The 17,890-nt window shown below is 45.6% G+C and carries 11 protein-coding genes; 1 reads left to right on the top strand and 10 read right to left on the bottom strand.

Translation table 11 applies throughout. The annotated features are described in order from the left end of the window. Positions 1–31: 31 nt before the first annotated feature. The 7 genes from JTN23_RS19145 to JTN23_RS19115 form a co-directional block, all read right to left on the bottom strand. Positions 32–4,102 (bottom strand): hybrid sensor histidine kinase/response regulator transcription factor, encoded by a 4,071-nt coding sequence (locus JTN23_RS19145; RefSeq protein ID WP_262918576.1) that lies wholly within the window; start codon positions 4,100–4,102, stop codon positions 32–34. Between the two features lie 392 nt (positions 4,103–4,494). Next, positions 4,495–5,964, bottom strand: coding sequence for a RagB/SusD family nutrient uptake outer membrane protein (locus JTN23_RS19140; RefSeq protein WP_247236639.1), 1,470 nt, complete (start codon positions 5,962–5,964; stop codon positions 4,495–4,497). 24 nt (positions 5,965–5,988) lie between these two features. Beyond that, complete coding sequence (locus JTN23_RS19135) at positions 5,989–8,982, bottom strand: SusC/RagA family TonB-linked outer membrane protein (RefSeq protein WP_247236638.1); 2,994 nt, start codon at positions 8,980–8,982, stop codon at positions 5,989–5,991. Positions 8,983–9,552: 570 nt separating this feature from the next. Beyond that, positions 9,553–10,422, bottom strand: a complete 870-nt coding sequence (locus tag JTN23_RS19130; protein ID WP_310586731.1) for an SDR family oxidoreductase — start codon at positions 10,420–10,422, stop codon at positions 9,553–9,555. A 180-nt stretch (positions 10,423–10,602) separates the two neighbouring features. Beyond that, a complete protein-coding gene (locus tag JTN23_RS19125; protein WP_247236637.1) occupies positions 10,603–11,220 on the bottom strand; it encodes a thioredoxin family protein in 618 nt (205 codons plus the stop codon). Positions 11,221–11,253: 33 nt separating this feature from the next. Beyond that, positions 11,254–11,742: a TlpA family protein disulfide reductase gene (locus JTN23_RS19120; protein WP_247236636.1), complete on the bottom strand. Its 489-nt coding sequence runs from the start codon at positions 11,740–11,742 to the stop codon at positions 11,254–11,256. A 141-nt stretch (positions 11,743–11,883) separates the two neighbouring features. Continuing rightward, positions 11,884–12,306: a hypothetical protein gene (locus tag JTN23_RS19115; protein ID WP_247236635.1), complete on the bottom strand. Its 423-nt coding sequence runs from the start codon at positions 12,304–12,306 to the stop codon at positions 11,884–11,886. Between the two features lie 299 nt (positions 12,307–12,605). Here JTN23_RS19115 and JTN23_RS19110 point away from each other — a divergent pair, with 299 nt between their 5' ends. Further along, positions 12,606–13,649: a sensor histidine kinase gene (locus JTN23_RS19110; RefSeq protein ID WP_247236634.1), complete on the top strand. Its 1,044-nt coding sequence runs from the start codon at positions 12,606–12,608 to the stop codon at positions 13,647–13,649. Positions 13,650–14,300: 651 nt separating this feature from the next. On the opposite strand, the gene JTN23_RS19105 is transcribed toward JTN23_RS19110, so the two are convergent. From JTN23_RS19105 to JTN23_RS19095, 3 genes are all read right to left on the bottom strand, one after another. Then, entirely contained in the window at positions 14,301–16,778 is a 2,478-nt protein-coding gene (locus tag JTN23_RS19105) for an outer membrane beta-barrel protein (protein ID WP_247236633.1), read from the bottom strand. Beyond that, entirely contained in the window at positions 16,687–17,211 is a 525-nt protein-coding gene (locus tag JTN23_RS19100; RefSeq protein WP_247236632.1) for a MarR family winged helix-turn-helix transcriptional regulator, read from the bottom strand. The genes JTN23_RS19105 and JTN23_RS19100 overlap by 92 nt, the downstream gene beginning before the upstream one ends. Positions 17,212–17,420: 209 nt before the next feature. Beyond that, positions 17,421–17,798 carry an SPW repeat protein gene (locus tag JTN23_RS19095; protein WP_247236631.1) on the bottom strand — a complete coding sequence of 126 codons (378 nt, stop codon included), beginning with the start codon at positions 17,796–17,798 and terminating at the stop codon, positions 17,421–17,423. Positions 17,799–17,890 lie beyond the last annotated feature (92 nt).

Genomic DNA, 17,890 nt, shown 5'->3' with positions numbered 1-17,890 from the left:
TTGTTAAAAAATCAGTCAAAAAGGTTAAACTCTAAGTCAGGTGACCGGAGGTCTTATCTTTTCTAGCTTGGGAAAGGTACTCGGTGGGGGTAAGGTTGTAAAACTTACGGAAGCAAGTGGAAAAGTACTTAGGATCAGAAAAGCCCACCCGATAAGCGATTTCAGAAATGTTACAATCCGTGTTCCTGAGCAAGTCAGCCGCACGTTTGAGTCGGATAGTTCTTATGAACTCATTCCCTGAAAGGTCGGTAAGGCTTTTGAGTTTTCTATAAAAGGTAGATTGAGACATGCCCATTTCATCAGAAATGGTACCTATTTCCAAATCAGTTTGATCCAGCTTGCTGTCGATTGCTGCAATGACTTTCTCCAGAAACAGTTTATCAGTATTGTTTTGTGTAACGTTCGTGGCATTGGTAAGCGACGAATTCAGGAAAGCCTGCTTCAGCTTCTTGCGCGAATTCAACAGGTTTTGAACCGTTGCTTTAAGCAGATTCACAGGAAAAGGCTTCGGTATATAAGCATCCGCCCCTGTTCGTAGTCCCTCAATTTCATGTTCGGTGGCGTTGAGGGCCGTCAGTAACACAATAGGGATATGTCCCAGCAGAAAATCTGTCTTGGCATATTCACATAGTTCCAGCCCGCTCATACCGGGCATCATAACGTCACTTACTATAAGGTCAGGGAGTTCGGTTTTGGCAATGTCCAGGGCTTTCTGGGCCGAATCGGCAGAAAACAGATAATAATCACTTTCAAAGATTTCTTCCAGAAACGAAAGTACGTCTGGCTCATCATCTACAATAAGAATTTTGGCCGATAGGTTCGTTTTGTCTATCGTTGGTTTTTCCGTGCTGGCATTCCATTCCAATTCCTGAGAGAAGCTCGGTTTGACTGGTTCCTCATTCATCAGATCCAGGTCAGCTTTGGGAAAAGAGAGTAAAAAACAGGTTCCTCTATCGACTTCTGACGTCACCTCAATGGTGCCCCGGTGCAGGCTGGTCAATTCTTTGACGATCTTAAGACCAATTCCTGAACCCACCGTATAGTTATTCCTATTCTCCTGAAAAAATGACTCAAATACATTCTTGATATTCTCTGGTTTTATTCCCTGTCCGGTATCCGTGATTTCAATGAAATAGCGTGTACTGTTAGCAATGTCCTCAGGTTCGTATACCTTTACCTGTACACTTCCCTGCTGCGTAAATTTGACCGCGTTACCAATCAGGTTGACCAGTATCTTTTCCATGATGTCCTTGTCAAAAAGCACAAATGGATACTTTTCCATATTCGTCTCGAACAGCAATTCAATCCCTTTTTTCTCTGTGAGCTTTAAGAAGCTGAACAAGACTTCTTCTGCAAACGATACAATATTTCCTTTCTTGGCAAACACTTTCATATCGGAGTTCTCTATTTTTCTAAAATCCAGCAGCTGATTGACGGTAAGCAACAGTTTTTGGGCATTACGGTGTATAATTTTGAGTAGATTGTTCTCTGAGGCCGTAGGACTTCGTCTGATCATCTCTTCCAGCGGGCTGATGATCAAAGTAAGTGGTGTACGAAGTTCGTGGGTTACCTGAGTAAAGAAGTCAATCTTGAACTTGTACAGTTCCTCCATTTTCTCCCTTTGAAACTTTTGCATTTCGATTTCCTGACGCATCCGGCGCTTGTTGGACTGATATACATACCACTGCCGCCCTACCAGCAACGCCACTGTCATATAAATCAGATACGCCCACCAGGTTTGCCATGGTTTGGGTGGAATCACAACTTGCAGCTGTGCCATGCTACTGCCAACCAGCTGATTGTCTACCTGTCCTCTTACCTTGAAGGTATACGTACCTGCCGGCAGGTCCCGATACGTAGCAAAACGCCTATCGGAGACCAGGTTCCAGGCTTTCTCATACGGCTCAAGCCGGTAAGCATATTCAATCCGGTCTGAATTCTGATAATCCAGGTCGGTATACTCAAAGGTGATAAGGCTTTGGTAGTTAGGTAATTCAATGCTCCTGGTAACCGATAAATCTCCTTCAATTTTGAATCCGTCAACCTCTGAGTCTACCACTGACTTATTCAGAACCAGTACATCTCTCAGGTGAATGGGAGGTAAATGGGGGACTTTTGTGGAATAAAAGTCAGATGAATAGAACGAATAAAAACCTACATTACCCCCAACGAGTATCTCATTATTTTTGGAACGGGTGATGGCGTTGGTAAAAAAATAGCTGGGATCAAACCCTTCCTTTGCATTGAAGATCCGCTCAATTTTGAATGATTCGCTCAATTTGACCATGCCTTGGTTAGTGGCGGTCCAATAGCCATCTTTGGGATCTTCACAAAGACTCATAAAAGTGAGCCGACGTTTGTCAGGACTATTTTGTATCGCCTCTACTTTGGTAAAATCATGGTTGTAACGATATAATCCACTTGAACTAGCCCCCACAATCAGACGCTGGTTACGGTCCATATAAAGGCAGCGGATTCGCTCCGGAACCTTCACATTCATTGCAGCTGGAATAACCTTTACAAACTTATGTGATCTTTTATCAAAACTCCACAAACCACTGGATGAAGTACCTACAAACACAGTAGAGTCGTTTTGAGCTAATGTATACGTTATTCTATTTGAGCCACCAATTGTGAAGTGCTCAAAAGTGCCTTTATGGTAGTTGTATAATGATAAACCGCTGGATGTTGTTAAATAAACTATATCCCGGTCCTGGATGATAGAACCTACCATTCCACCGGGCCAGGTATTGTCCTTTCCCCTGCTCTGGTAATTGTACTTCCAGGTACCTGTAGTGATATGGTAATCATAAAAACCAGTAAGGGTTCCAATGAACAAGTGGGTTTGGTCTTCTGAAAGACGCAGACTGAGAATATAAAAGTGCTCTTTAAGTTCAGCCTGATCTTTAAAGAATGGAAGCTTAGGGATAATCTTTCGAAAAGTGGCCGTTTTTCGATCAAAAAAGAGCAATCCCTCTTCCCCTACCCCCAGCCAGATATTATTAGCCCGATCCGTGGCGAAAGAAGTTACATAGTTGCTGTTGATTCCACTGATCTGTCCTTTGGAATAGTAGAGGTTGAATTTCAACTGATGCTGAAAGTAATACATCAGTCCGCTGTTAAAGGTCCCTATCCAGATCCCACCTAATCTGTCTGCGTATATACATGAAAGTGAATTGGATGCCATATTACTTTCGGGCGTTTTGGCGTACCGCATCACCTCCACTTTCTGGGTACTGGGATCATAAATATCGAGTCCGTTGCGGCCAGTGCAAATCCAGATACGCTGATTTATGTCTTCTACAATCCCATTGATATATTTAGAACTTAGATTAGTTAGATGGTGCCATTTTTTATCCCTCATGCTATAATACCTGGCACCATTGCCCCTTGTACCAACCCATATGTTCTCTTTAGAGTCAATGAAAACAACAGAGATGATGTCAGGATTGGGTGAAATGAAATCAACTACATCATCAAGTGGATTAGTTAGTTTCTCCTTCTCAAAGTTAAACAATCTCAGGCCTTTGTTGGTGTTTACCCAGAGCTGATTGTGTTTATCAAATTTTAGTGTACTAAGTTTGTTCAGGTTGTTCTCCTGGGTAATTTGTCTTACCTGGTATTGCTTTATCAGGTTAAAGCTACTGTCAACCTGTAGTAGATAGTGGGTCATCAACACCCACTGATTTCCTTTTGAGTCGCCCGTTATTGCTAAAATACTGTTTTGCCGGAGTACGGTTTGTTCCAGCTTCCTGAATTGTGAGGTAGTTTTGTCGTAAATGTTGAGTCCCCTGAGCGTGCCTACCCAGATATAGTTGTTGGTGTCTTCGTAGAGACAGGTTATATAGTCACTGGATAAGCTATGGGAGTCGGATGGATTGGCATAAAACACCTTGAATTTTTGACTATCATACCTGTTTAGTCCAAACTCGGTGCCTACCCACATAAACCCCTGCTTGTCCTGTAAAAAACAATTTATCACAGGAAAAGAAAGCCCATCATTAACAGTAAGATTTTTAAAACGGATCTTGTTACTGTACTGTCCCCAACATAAAGAGGTGCACAGTAGTATATACAAGATTGGTTTTAAGATCCACTTCATATATATCAGTATTATAAATACCAGGAAAAACAACAAAGTTAATCCGTACTACATCAGGCAAACTTAACAGCTCCGTACTAATTGAGTAGCTGGTCAAAACAGTATTAAACTTTCTGATTGAGCAAAAGGCAGGTGATGAGGTTTTATGAAGTAGTTTCATAAGAACCATCACTACCTGCCTCTTTGCTTACAGAGTCAATCCTACTCAATATCTACCTACTCATTTTCTATCATATTGGATATTCGTCAACCTTGGGATAGTACTATAATTAGACTTAGGTCTATTCTCTAATACGATGGAAAAATGAAATAGTAAAATATTCGGCTGTTTTACCAGAGTGACTACATGGGAGCCAATACTCCCTACTAGTATCCTGTGCAGTTAGTGTTGCTTAATACCCTGGGTTCTGGTCATTGGGCTCTATATCAGGATTGTTATCAATTTCCTGCTTGGGAATCGGCATCAGCAATACGGAATTAGGTATGTCAATCCCTTTCGCAGCTTTGATGACCTGCTTGGCAGTACCCGTACGTACGAGATCATGCCAGCGTTTGCCCTCCACCAGAAATTCGTATGCCCGCTCTTTCAGAACCAGATCCCGGAATGAGGCCGCCGTTTGACCTTCAAGCGTAAAATCAACCGGAGAAGGACTTGAGGGGGCGTATCCATAAGCCCGCCGGTGCACCATATTGAGTCGCTCAAGCGCCAGAGCCGTTGGCCCCTTATCCGCCTGACTGGCGGCCTCCGCGTAAATCAACAGGGCATCAGCGTAGCGGTAGACGGGATAATCGACACCATGAGCACCAGAAGAGGGTGCTCCGGTTTCTTTGAACTTGCCAAACCGGATGGGTTGATTCGCCCCGTTTTGCACAATCACCCCTTGCTTATTCGGACCAGCGGTATACAAATTGAAGCCTTTCCGCAAGTCAGCTGCCGACCAGTCCCTGAGCAGAGGATAGGTGGGGAAGCCAAAAAAGGTACCAAATCCGCTGGTGGCCCATTGACTGGTTGGCAGGTGATAAAACTGGGGCAGGAACGATCCTCCCGCAACGGTTCGCTGAAATTTGATTGAGAAAACCTCTTCGGATGAGGAAGTAACACCCGCTCCAAAAATCTTTTCAAAGTCGGAGGATTGACTCACATTAACCAGTGAATAAGCCCCCGATTTGATAACCTCCTCGGCCTTATCACGGGCATCCGTCCACTGCTCCCGAACCAGGTATACATCAGCCAGCATAGTTTTAGCGGCTCCCAAAGTAGGTCTGCCTGCGAGCGTCTGAGTCAGCGGAAGACCTGCCTCCGCCTTCTTCAAGTCTTCGATAATTTGTGCATACACCTTATCAACAGGTTCCCGCTTGCCACCCACAGCACTCAAGTCTTCGGTCGGTTCGGTCCGGATGGGCAGGGCCCCGAACATACGGACGAGATTGTAATAGGCGTGTGCCCGGTAAAAGTGCGCTTCTGATAGCAGTTGGTCCTTCTGCTTCTCATCCATAGTAATGGTTGGGATGTATTTAAGCGCCAGGTTAGCGGCATCAATGGTCTTATAAAAACCTGCCCAGAAACCATCGGTAGTACCCATAATGGAGGTAGTAACCTGATATTGGGAAAGAGGTATATATTGGCCCTGTCCGGATGCATAATCTTCCAAAGCGGTTGTAAAAACGCCATAGCGCAGGATGTACATGTTATTAGTATGGTACGTAGCTGATATAGCGTTGACGGCAGAGTTGGCATCAGCAGCCGTCTTATAGAACTGGCTGCGGCTCAGTAAAGCAGTAGGTACTTCCTCGAGTAAATCTTTACAGGAAAGAGTCAGTAAGCTAGTACTGAGTAAACAAATGGTAGCAAATTTTTTCATGAGTAGTCGCTTAATAAAAAGGAGTTATAAACCTATGCGTGTACCAATGGTATATGTGCGGGCAGTCGGATAGCCGGACTGGTCAATGCCCATTGAAATTGAGTTAGAACCACCCAGAGTATTTACTTCCGGATCAAACCAGCTGTACTTTGTATAGGTTAGTAGATTCTGTCCGCTTATGTACAACTGTGCATTGCGGAGCCACTTTATATTCAAGCCAGCAGTGGGCAGATTGTAAGCTAGTTGAACATTTTTCAGGCGAAGAAACGAACCATCTTCAATAAACCGATCAGATTCTCTAAATGCAGTGTTGGCGCTAATTTTAGGGTACTTAGCATTGGGATTGGGGTTGGAAGCAGACCAGTGGTTATTGTAGACATCCTTCAGCTGATTTTCACCGAAGTAGAAGCTGCTTGCCTGGCTTGTCAGATTGGCGTTAAAGATATCTCCCCCCTGCTTACCCAACCAGAACATCGTGAGCGTGAAATTCCTATACGACACATTAGAATTTATGTTGTAAAGGAAGTCAGGATTGGGATCGCCTATGATGGTTTTATCAGCTAGTGTAAGCACTCCATCGCCGTTGATGTCTTTGAAATTGATGGTTCCTTTATCGCTCAGGCCGTTTTCAAGGTACCCATAGAAAACACCGATGGGCTGACCAACCCGTATCAGGTTGACAGGGGTTGAGAGCGGTTGATTGAGCGCTACTCCAAACACGTCACTTCCTCCTGCCAGTTGCATTACCTGGCTTCGGTTCTTTGAAAAGTTTACGTTCAGATCCCATTTTACATCTTTAGTATTGACTAAAGTCGCATTCAACCCAAGCTCAATACCGCTGTTACGAATCTGTCCTATGTTCTGGATCGTGCTGGTGTAACCAGTAGATAGCTGAAGTGGTACCGTAGCCAGCAGGTCCCTTGTATTCTTTATGTAGTAGTCGGCCGAAAGCGAAAAACGGTTGCGTAGGATAGCCACATCCAGACCTGCATTCCATTGGGCGGTCGATTCCCACTTCAGATTAGGATTAGTCAGCTGAGCACCGGGTAATTGACCAATATGGAGCTGATCGTTATAGACAGTATTAACTGGATTCAATGTAAAGAGGGTCTGATAAGGCGAAAGTGCCGTGTTGCCCGTCAGTCCGTACGAAAGGCGCAGTTTCAGATCTGATATCACCCGTAGATTCTGGGCGAAAGGTTCTTCCATGATCTGCCAGCCAAAAGCTGCAGAAGGAAAATACCCCCATTTATTATTGACCCCAAAGCGGGACGAACCATCCGCACGCATACTGGCCGTAAATAGATAGCGGCTTTTGTACGAGTAATTAGCACGAGCCAGGTAAGAGAAAAGTACCCACTTATAGGCAGTACTGGTGGGAACTCCTGGGGTGTTGCCCATGCCAATATTGTCCGTACCCATGCCTTCATAATTAAAACCGGTACTGCTGGCAGCAAAGGAGCGGCCTTTTTCCTCCTGATAGGTAACACCACCCAGTAAGGTCAAATCGTGGTCCTGACCAAGTTTAGGAATATAGGTAGCGGTATTTTCATTGAGGATGTTGGTCCGGCTGCCGTAGTTGATTGTTGCTGACCCATTAGGAGTAGTAGTGATTGTAGAAGGAGAAAATAGATCACCCCGGATCGAACTGTTTTCAACGCCTATTGAAGATCGCAACGTCAGATTTTTAACCGGCTCGTAATTGATCGCCGAACTAGTTAATATATATACTTCATTGTTATTCTGTTTGCGTGAGTCCGTCAGCGCTAATGGATTCTCCAGGCTATTAGGGCTGAAAGCGTACGGTTTTATGAACGTGTAATCACCATTGCTATCATAGGGAGAAAGAGTAGGCGGAGCCCCTAATGCCGCTGAAACGGCACTATTCCCTTTTTGTCCATTGTCATTTAGTAACTGAGTGCGATTGATATTAGATAAAACAGCATTATAGGATAGCCGAACCTTGGCAGCCAGTTTCTGATTCAGGTTGACCCGAAGGTTTTCACGCGAGAAGTCTGATCCACGAATAATGCCCCCCTGGCTAAGATAATTACCTGAAATGGCATACTGAGTATTTTCATTGCCACCCGTTACGGAAACCGTGTGGTTCTGCATCGGTGCTTTCCGGAAAATCAGATCCTGCCAATCCGTTCCCTTTCCAAAAGCGTTGATCTGATCCTGCGTGAAGTAAGCCGGAAAACCATCATTAGCCGCCCGCTCATTAGCCAGAGTGGCAAATTCCTGAGCATCCATCAGATTCAGTTTTTTATTAACCTGCTGGATGGCGTAGTAGCTATCTATAGATACCTGGGTTTTACCCGCTTTACCCTGTCTGGTAGTGATGATGATAACCCCGTTAGCTCCTCGTGAACCGTAGATAGCTGTTGCAGAAGCATCTTTGAGTACCTCCATCGACTCAATATCATTGGAATTAAGTCCGTTGGGTGCTCCCGATAGGGCAAAGCCATCAACCACGTACAAAGGTTCATTACTTCCCTGTAGCGAGTTGCCACCCCGGATGCGTACACTCAATGTGGTACCGGGTTCGCCAGAGTTCTGCATTACCTGGACTCCGGGTGCTCTTCCTTGCAAACCTTGTACGGCGTTCAGAGTCGGATAGGCCGTCAGCTCTCTTGCTGAAACAGAACCTACCGAACCGGTTATGTCGCTTTTTTTGATAGTACCGTACCCTACAACTACCACTTCGTCAAGCACCAGACTTTCCTCCAGTACGATCTTTAAATCAGTAGAATTACCAACATCTACCGTTGCGGTCTTGTATCCAATAAAACTCACTTTGAGTTGAGGATTGGGAGCGGTTGTAGAAATGCTAAACGTGCCATCGACACCAACTGTAGTACCATTAGTAGTACCAACCACTAAAACAGTAGCACCGATAAGGGGCTCACCGTTTTTTGCACTGACGCTTCCCTTGATTTGGACTGTTTGAGCTTGTGCCCAAACAGCGGTTAGTGTAAATATTAGTACACTCAGATAAAGATGTAATGGTTTTGACATGATAAAATGGCATTTTTAGTTAAGTTCAGTCAAAAATTTCTTTACAAAATTATATTGAATGCACTAAGCACAGGTTTTCATATTCATCAAAAAGGTTGAAAATCAAAGCAGCGATAGTGAACTCATTATCGTGAGCAAAACGGAATAGCTACATAGGCTGGGGCTGAATCCATCGTAGCCAGGTCGTGAAGGATTTCCGGGAAAAGAAGCGGGGCAGATAAATTTTGTGTCTCTACGGGGCCATATATGCGCAGTGGTCCTACTGATATTGAATCCCGTGTACCTCCATCCCGTTGGAAAAGTAGCTTAAAACCAACGGGGATGCCCGAAAAGTGGTACTCAAAATATAAGAATAGGTAGAATCCGTTATCTACTCAGACCCGGCCCGGGTGGGGAGTTTGGTTTTGCTGAGCACCAGGCTAAGCTCAAAGGGGTTATTTTCCTGATTCTTTCTGTTATGAGTTGTATTCTTGAAGCTCTACAAAAAGTTCAGGTTGTATAGATGCAACTAAAAGAGGTGAAAGCTACCTAAGCAGCTTTCACCTCTTTTAGTACCGATAGATTTAATACCTATGATGAGGCTTGTAGAGCTTGGGCTATTGTCACCGCAAGAGGTGTTGTGGGACGGCCAATTAATGTGGAAAGCTGATGGCTATCATCAAATAAAGCACCTCCAGAGGCAGCAGCATCCCATCCGGCAATCGCATGAGCAAATCCATCCGGCAAACCCAATGATACCAGGGCTGCGGCATAGTCAGCTTCCGGCATATTTACATAAGGAATAGTCTTACCTGTCTGTTGGGAAATCTCAGCCGCCAGGTCACTTAGCGTCCAGGCATGGTCTCCGGCAAGTTCATAGATTTTACCCTGGTGTCCCTGACTTGTTAAAACAGCAACGGCTGCATCAGCATAATCTGCCCTTGCTGCCGAAGAAATTTTCCCATCACCTGCACTGCCAATTAAGGAACCACCAGCCATTGCGCCTGGAATTGTACCAGTGTAGTTTTCTGTATACCAGCCATTGCGCAGCAATGTAACTGGAATGCCCGCCCCTTTCAGGTCAGCTTCCGTTGTACGATGGTCTTCGGCAAGGCCAAGCGTCGATATATCGGCTTGGAGAACACTTGTATAAACAATCCATTGTACACCTGTCTGCTTTGCAGCTTCTATTACATGGCGGTGCTGGATCACACGTCTGCCAGTTTCACCTCCGGAGGAAATAAGAAGTAATGTATCCACACCTGCTAATGCCCGGGTAAGTGTTTCGGGCTTGTCGTAGTCAGCTTCCCTGGCTTCTACATCAAGAGTGGTAGCCTTTTGGATTGAACGAACAAGAGCAACAATGGTATCGCCAGGAATCATTTCTTTTAGCCTATTTACAACAAGTTGACCCAGTTGACCTGTTGCTCCTGTGATTGCAATTGTCATTTGATTTTTCAAGTACTAATTTTATTCAAGTCCATAATTCTTTCGAACACACCCTGGGGGAATGGTATAATCGGAACGAGGTTATGATGCTTTTGGTAAAGGATTAACTAATAAAGTCGACGATCAAATTTGCCTCTGTGCTACAAGTGGCAAATTGGAGATGGTGCAAATCTATTCAGCTCCACAGACGTATTACCCATTTTTCCACTTAATACTACATCCAATGGCTTTGGTGGTCGGGATAGCAACTGGTTTGTTTTCCAGTAGTGCATTGACGGCATCCTGGACATATTTTTTGGTTGCCTGGCTTCCATCCTCCATATTGTTGTCAATGGCTCCGGTAAATCTGACAATGAAACTATTTCCCTGCCTTTGCACCACATACACCGTAGGGGTATGCCTGGCACCGTAGGTTCTGGCCAATTCCTGATTAGCGTCAACCAGATAGGGGAACGTGTATTTTTTTTCTATGGCCCTTTCTTTCATATCCTCATAGCTATCCCCCCAGGAACGCCCGCTGTCATTGGGATTGATAGCAATTACAGGAAAACCCTTCGAGGCAAACTGTTTGTCCAGATCAAGTACACGCTGCTCATATGCCTGAGCGACGGGGCAGGTATTACAGGTAAAAACAATAATGTAGCCTTTGGCAGATACATTGTCTCGTAAGGCTACTAGTTGCCCCTGCTTGTTCCGGTATTTGAAGGGCATGGCTCTGTCACCGGGCTGGTACCCTTCGGCAGGCGGCAAAAAGCCAAACGTTGCAAAAAGCAGGGCGCTCATGACACCCAACATGATTGTTCTTTTCATAGTGAATGGTTAATGGTTACATGTAGAATACAACTATTTAATGTATGGCCGGAGCTCCGCTTCCAGCTCAGCCAGCGTGAACGGTTTCTCGTAGTCTTTCCTTCCCTTTTTTCTATGTATGAACAGGGTAAAGGGTAACGCGCCAGACCAGCTGGGGGCTACTTTTTCCATCCACTGGCCCGGATCGGTTTCATCCAGAAGCACCACCTGCGGGGTCCTGATACCCGTTTTAGAAAGAAAGGGCTTTACCTTCTTTTCCAGCTGGGATTTGAAATCAAGGCTGACTAGTACGACCTTGACTTTATTCCTGGCATGCCGGGCTTGTAACGTCTCGAAGTAGGGTAGCTCCTCCACGCAGGGCTTGCACCAGGTAGCCCAGAAGTTCACAATCAGGGTAGTGTCATTTCTTGTTGATAGCAGCTGACTGAGCTGGTTAAATTTGATGACCCGGACCTGCTGCGCAAAACAGGCGGGAGCCCATATTACCAGCAAGCAGAGCCACAGTTTTCTGAAAAAAATCATAATTAATAATTAATGTACGTAAGCAGGTATTATGCTGTCCTGAAATCTAGATTTTCCTTGGAATCAATCTATAGCTTTTCGGATAGGGGTGTCTTTCGTACGGCGAGGACCAACCGAATGTGCGTGGTTCTCTTCCACCCCTCAATTTACCACCAGCAAGGCACGGGCTGGCATTTCGTAAAGCTTCTGGGTAGACAGGTAGATGGATTTGGTGATTTGCTCGGTACCATTTGTCACGATTACCGAGAAAGTATCGTCCTGCGTTTCGGCAAAGTTCAGCTTTAACCAATGCCTGGACTTCCGCAATGAAAGTACCTCCCTGTACAGTACTTTTCCTTTATTGTTGAGCAGGGTTACACTCACCTTATCACCCATAGGCTTCTCCACCAGTACATTCATGGTCAGGGTTTGGATGGATCGGTACATACCTACCTGTAGGGTGGGCTTGGGCGAGGTATGGGTAGAGTCAGGTTGGGTTTGAGGTGTGGTACCGCCTTGTACTGGGTTCAGCAGGGGCAGGACACCTAGCAGGGCAATCATTAGGGTTGTAGTTATTTTTTGCATGGCTTTACGGTGGTGTATATAGGTTTGGATTTGATTAATTACTTGCTGGTGTGCGTTTAGCCCTGGACCGGGATAATTAAAATAGTAACAGGCACTTCTTCATAGCACGTGGGTTTTTGATAAACCAAGATTAGAAAATAAAGAAGAGCTCCCAATGCCAGTATCAACAAACAGCGGATACGGGTAAACAAACGACAGTTTTTTACTTACCATAGCTATTCGTTGACCCAAAACAGGCTTTTGTTGACGATGGGAAAGAGGCAAAGCAGAATTGCAATATTTATCCCTTATTTAGCAGCATGAATCTTACGTTTGATAAAGGGCGATTTCAGATGTACCTGGGGTTTGGCGGGCTGTTTCTGCTGCTATTGCTATCTGACCAGCTGATCAATAACCCGCATACATTTGTACCCAGAGCCTGGAATAACCTCTGGCACTGCACCTACGTTACGGTACTTAATTTTATCCTGTTTGAGTATACGCTACCCTTTTTCCGGCTGCACTGGAAGCGGATTCTGGCGGGCTTATTCCTTTTGGGGGTCCACCTGATGCTCTACTCTTTCGGGCTGTACGCCTGGCGGCAACTGGGCATCCTGTTCCATATCTATACCCTGCGAAATCCCTCCCAATCATTTGACGATGCGCTTGAAGACCAGATGGCGTACAGCGCCGGCTCCATATTCTTTTTCGGAATCAGCCAGCATATTTACGGGTACTATAAGCTCCGGCAGGCCGCCCAGCAGTTGCGCATCGAAAAACAGCAGGCCGAGCTCAACTTCCTCAAGTCGCAGACCAATCCACATTTTCTCTTCAATACCCTGAACAACATCTACTCCCTGTCTCGCGACAAGTCGGACCGGGCACCGGAGTCCATCCTGCGCCTGTCCAAAATCCTGCGTTTCATGCTGTACGAAACCAGCGGGGCCTACATTGCCATTGAACAGGAGCTGAAAATCATCAGCGACTACATCGCCCTGGAACAGCTCCGGTACGACGAGTCGCTGCGAGTCAACTTCAGATACGACGTGGAAGACCAGCGGCAAGCCTTGCCGCCCCTGCTGCTGATACCGCTGGTAGAGAATGCATTCAAACACGGTGTATCCGAGACTCCAGACGAGCCATATGTGGACATTTACCTGACGGTGAAGCAGCGGCAACTTGACTTTGTGGTAAAAAATTCATCAGAAGCCGCTCCTGATGAGCGGGGGGTAAAAGAAAACATCGGTCTATCGAACCTGCGCCGCCAGCTGGAAATTCTTTATACCGACTACCGGTTGTCAGTAGTACAGGGTACCGATGACTTTACCGCTACATTACACATCAACCTGTCCAGCCATGTCTAACTCCGGTGCATTATGAGCCACTGGCCGTCAAAGTACTTACGGATTACACCGCTCTGATACCCTACATGACCTGAGGGACACGATTATGGATGCTTTCTGGCTACACTTAAGGTGTACCTGATGTCCCTGTATATCCTCCTGTCTCATCCTGATTTAAGTTAACACCTTGTCATCAGTGTCACTCAGCTTATAAATTGGTTTTTTGATACATCTTGCCTCAGTATATCCTTGACTCTTACCATCAACCTCCAAAATAGTAAAGTATCAAAAATGCAGGAGAATGCATATAAGCGAAATTGGATTCTATTAGTGGGTTTTAAAATATCCTTGTTGCCCTAGAGTTGATAATGCTTAAACCATAATTCAGGTATAGTATAAGCTTATTCTGATGAAACCTTGATATTTTGGGTATGATGACAGTATGTCTAAGCAAGTATAGACTGCTTGGATGTACTATTAGAGTAGAATTATATATTATGATGAGTAGTTGATAAGCTGAATTTATGATTATATAAACGCGATAAGAACGTTATAATAATCTTTCGTATAACTTATACTCCTACTCAAATAAGATAGAATGGGTACTAAGCATCTAAATCAAAACAGGCCAGCCATACAGCCAGCCTGATCCATTGGATTATGAAAAATACATCAGCTCGCACGCCGCTTTTCTTCTTCTGCCCCACCCTGTATTCGTCGTGAAGGCGGTACCGTTTCACGACCAAAACGATAGACGAAAGATATCGTTCCTACCCGCGAATCCTGGCGCTGATTAAACCTCTCAACATAGTTGCTGTACGTAGAGGTGGCTCTTACACGATTGGTATAAAATAGATCGGAGAAGTTGACTCTGAGCGTACCTTTTTTATTCATCATGGTCTTCTGGAATCCAGCCGTTAGCTGACCTAGCGGCCTAACCCGTAGAAATCCGTATAACTCACGGGATTGGTAAGTGGCATTGAGGTCAGCCGACCAGCCCTTGCCCAGTGTAAAGGTACTGTTGCTGCTCAGCGAGAAGGCCGGTAGTCCGGCATTGAGAGAGGTACCCGCCAGATCCCCTGCAAATACATTGTAGTACCCCACCAGGTTGTTGTACATTCGCCACCACCTGGCTGGCTCCACAGGCGCTGTTATAGTAAGACCGTAGTAATCCTGGCGTGTAAGGTTACGGAAGGTCGAAACTACCATTCGGTCTCCATCGGGGGCAGGCTGTACCACACTGATAATAGGCTGGCTGGTCGCGTTATAGCTCAGGGAAGCAGTATACTTCTGCAGGAAAGTATAGGTAGCCTCCATGTTGTAACTTAGCTGGGGTTGTAATGAAGGATTACCTGCTCCGTAGGTAGTAGCATCTATATACGACCGGAACGGATTGAGCTGGTTGTAGGAAGGCCGGTCGATCCGGCGGCTCATCGACATACTTACCTCATGCTTCTCGCTAATAGAATGCTTGAACGATGCGCTGGGGAAAAACTGAAAGTAATGGCGGTCAAATCCTTCCTCCCCTATTGTCTGCAGACCTGTTGCGTTGGTCTGCTCCCCACGCAAACCCACCTGCACCGTTGTTTTCTTGAATTTCCGGTTGAGGTTGATGTACCCGGCAACGATATTCTCATCATAGATGAAGTGGTTGGTTTTGCCGGAGTCAACAAGGGCACGACCTTCTATTATATTGGTAAATAAAACATCATTATCTGAGTGCACCCAGCTCAGCTTTGCTCCCGCTTCCAGCCGTGTCTGTTTTGGGAGCGCTTTTGTATAATCCGCTTTGAATGATTTGATTGTGAGCAGGCCCGTCTGGTCACCGTGCAGTACCAGCGGCGAAGCAGGACCTCCCATAGTAAACCGGGTAGTCAGATTCTGAAAGCGATTACTGCTGTACCGGGCATAATCCAGATCAGAAGTTAGCTCTCCCCCTTTACCCACCGTTTGCTTGAGGTTCATATTCACAGCTACATTGGGAGAGTTGAAGGAGCGAACATTATCGGAAGAGTACACCGCTTCGGGATTTCCCTGATTATTAAAAGTACGGGTATCGTTTGTACCATTTATGTCTATATCATTGGCCAGTCCGCTTACGGTCAATCCCAATAGAGTTGATTTAGTGAGGTTATAATCGATTCCTCCTCTAAAGGTATGTGACTGCATGGGCATCTCCTGGTAGTTATACTGCTTACTACTACCCACATGGCTATTGTTAACGTAGAAGTCACGGTGCAGGTCCAGCACCGAAAATCCCGAGCGATTGGTATAGCTGTAGTTTCCAAACAGATTTACTTTCCTGTGGCGGTTGTTCAGCGACAGGCCGGAAGTAAAGCGTCCAAATTGCCCGCGACCATAGCTAAGGTTTACGCTTCCGTTGGTACCTAGACGCGTATCTTTCTTAGTCTTGATAGCTATAATACCTGCGCTACCCGCCGCTTCATACTTAGCGGGCGGATTGGTAATAAGCTCTATCTTTTCGAGTTGCTCCGCCGGCATCGACCGCAGCATATTTCCCAGTTCAGTTCCGGTCATGGGTATCAGCTTACCATCCAGTAGTACCAGTACCCCTTGCCTGCCCCGCATGCTGATGTTGTCATTCTGGTCAATGGTGATACCCGGTGAGCGAGCCAATACTTCCAGTGAGGTGGCTCCCGCTGCCAGCGGACTACCCTCAATATTCACGACAATGCGGTCAGACTCCCGCTCAAACAGTGGTTTCCGGGTCTGTACGGTCACTTCTTTCAGGTTAGTCCTACCCGAGTTCATCAGCGAAATAGGGGGCAGAGTAATAGTACCGGAAGTACCCGTTTCCGGAGCTCGGGTGGATGGTACTACCACCGGTGCGGAGGTATAGCGCTCATACCCTACCAGGGAAATCTGCACAAAGTAGTTGCCCTGCGGTACCCCCTCAATCCTGAATTCTCCCTGCTGCCCCGTGTACTCACTCTTTACTACCACCGAGTCAATGCCCCGATGTAGAGTTACTGTGGCAAATTCAATAGCGGCACCGGCTTGGTCATGGACTTGTCCCGCAATGGTTTGCAGTAATTGGCTATGCCCGCTCAGTGGCTGTATTAGCAGCATCAGGAGCGGTAGCACCCATTTGTAATGATAAATCGTCCTGGTTAGGTAGTTGTGTTTCATGGCTTTTGGAATTAGAGCAATTAGTAAAAATCTTTTCAAGCAGGTACTGAAGTTGCGCAATCTCCTCCTCCGAGATACCCCGCAGCGCGACGGCCCGGTTATTCAGAATAGTCGGCATTACATCCTCAAGTATTCTGTTCCCTTCGGCAGTCACCCTCATCTGGCTTCTCCGGCGATCCGTCGGGTGGTTCTCCACCGCAACCAGCTTTTGCTGAATAAGCAGATGTATAATTCGGGCTATGGAGGCCTGATCTTTAAATGTACGTTCGGCAATTTCCATTTGGGTCGAATCCGGCTTTTCCTGAATCACATTCAGTACCAGCCATTGATCAATGGTAATGCTGAATCCAGCCCGATCAATATTAGCCTGCGCAAACTGACGATAGCGTTTGATTGCTTTATCTATACTGTAAAAGAGAATCCGGGATAACATAAGGCGAATAGCTTCTAATGGTGGATCGAATATATATGATATATCATATACTTTACTAAAACTATGACAAGTGGCTAAAAATTTGTACGGATGGTAGAGCCGTTACAGCGTTAGGAATATAAAAGAGTACAGTAACAAAAAAGCCCTAAACCATTGCTGGCTTAGGGCTTATCAAAAATCAACTCATCATTAATTACAAATACATGCTATTAATGGTGGCTATGGGTCATACCGTGGCTGTGATATGGTGTCCGTTCTGTCATCAAACCAGCACCGATCTCCATGATACCGATGATCAGGTGAGGTAGATAGACATAATCAGCAAAACCAAACAACCAAGGCGACGCGGCTAGGAATACACCCATCAACACGTCCATAGTCAAGTGAGTTGACATCTTGATATTCTTCATTACGCCCATTTCATAATCAGTCATAACTGATAGTAGTAATAAGGCTGCACCTGATATTATTGCTACCCACTGCGCTTCATCTCCAAGATTGAATCCAAATAACCAAGGCGAAGCGATCAGCAGAATACCTGTCAGGTAGTCGAGTGCCCCGTGGGCTTTTGTGCTTATAAATCGCATAGCTCCTATATTTTATTAAAGTATTACAATAAACTAACTGATTTTAACTATTAAAAAGAGCGTGCCAGAAGAACCTATTTTCCCTGTGCCGC

Origin of the sequence: Telluribacter roseus, from assembly GCF_017355915.2 — a bacterium.
Taxonomy (GTDB): Bacteria; Bacteroidota; Bacteroidia; order Cytophagales; family Spirosomataceae; genus Telluribacter.
Note: the sequence above shows the minus strand (reverse complement) of the source record. Positions and strands in the feature narration are given on the sequence as shown.

Coding starts and splice junctions, on each gene's coding strand:
- JTN23_RS19145 (WP_262918576.1), bottom strand. CDS start 4,102: ATGAAGTGGATCTTAAAACCAATCTTGTATATACTACTGTGCACCTCT.
- JTN23_RS19140 (WP_247236639.1), bottom strand. CDS start 5,964: ATGAAAAAATTTGCTACCATTTGTTTACTCAGTACTAGCTTACTGACT.
- JTN23_RS19135 (WP_247236638.1), bottom strand. CDS start 8,982: ATGTCAAAACCATTACATCTTTATCTGAGTGTACTAATATTTACACTA.
- JTN23_RS19125 (WP_247236637.1), bottom strand. CDS start 11,220: ATGAAAAGAACAATCATGTTGGGTGTCATGAGCGCCCTGCTTTTTGCA.
- JTN23_RS19120 (WP_247236636.1), bottom strand. CDS start 11,742: ATGATTTTTTTCAGAAAACTGTGGCTCTGCTTGCTGGTAATATGGGCT.
- JTN23_RS19115 (WP_247236635.1), bottom strand. CDS start 12,306: ATGCAAAAAATAACTACAACCCTAATGATTGCCCTGCTAGGTGTCCTG.
- JTN23_RS19110 (WP_247236634.1), top strand. CDS start 12,606: ATGAATCTTACGTTTGATAAAGGGCGATTTCAGATGTACCTGGGGTTT.
- JTN23_RS19105 (WP_247236633.1), bottom strand. CDS start 16,778: ATGAAACACAACTACCTAACCAGGACGATTTATCATTACAAATGGGTG.
- JTN23_RS19100 (WP_247236632.1), bottom strand. CDS start 17,211: ATGTTATCCCGGATTCTCTTTTACAGTATAGATAAAGCAATCAAACGC.
- JTN23_RS19095 (WP_247236631.1), bottom strand. CDS start 17,798: ATGCGATTTATAAGCACAAAAGCCCACGGGGCACTCGACTACCTGACA.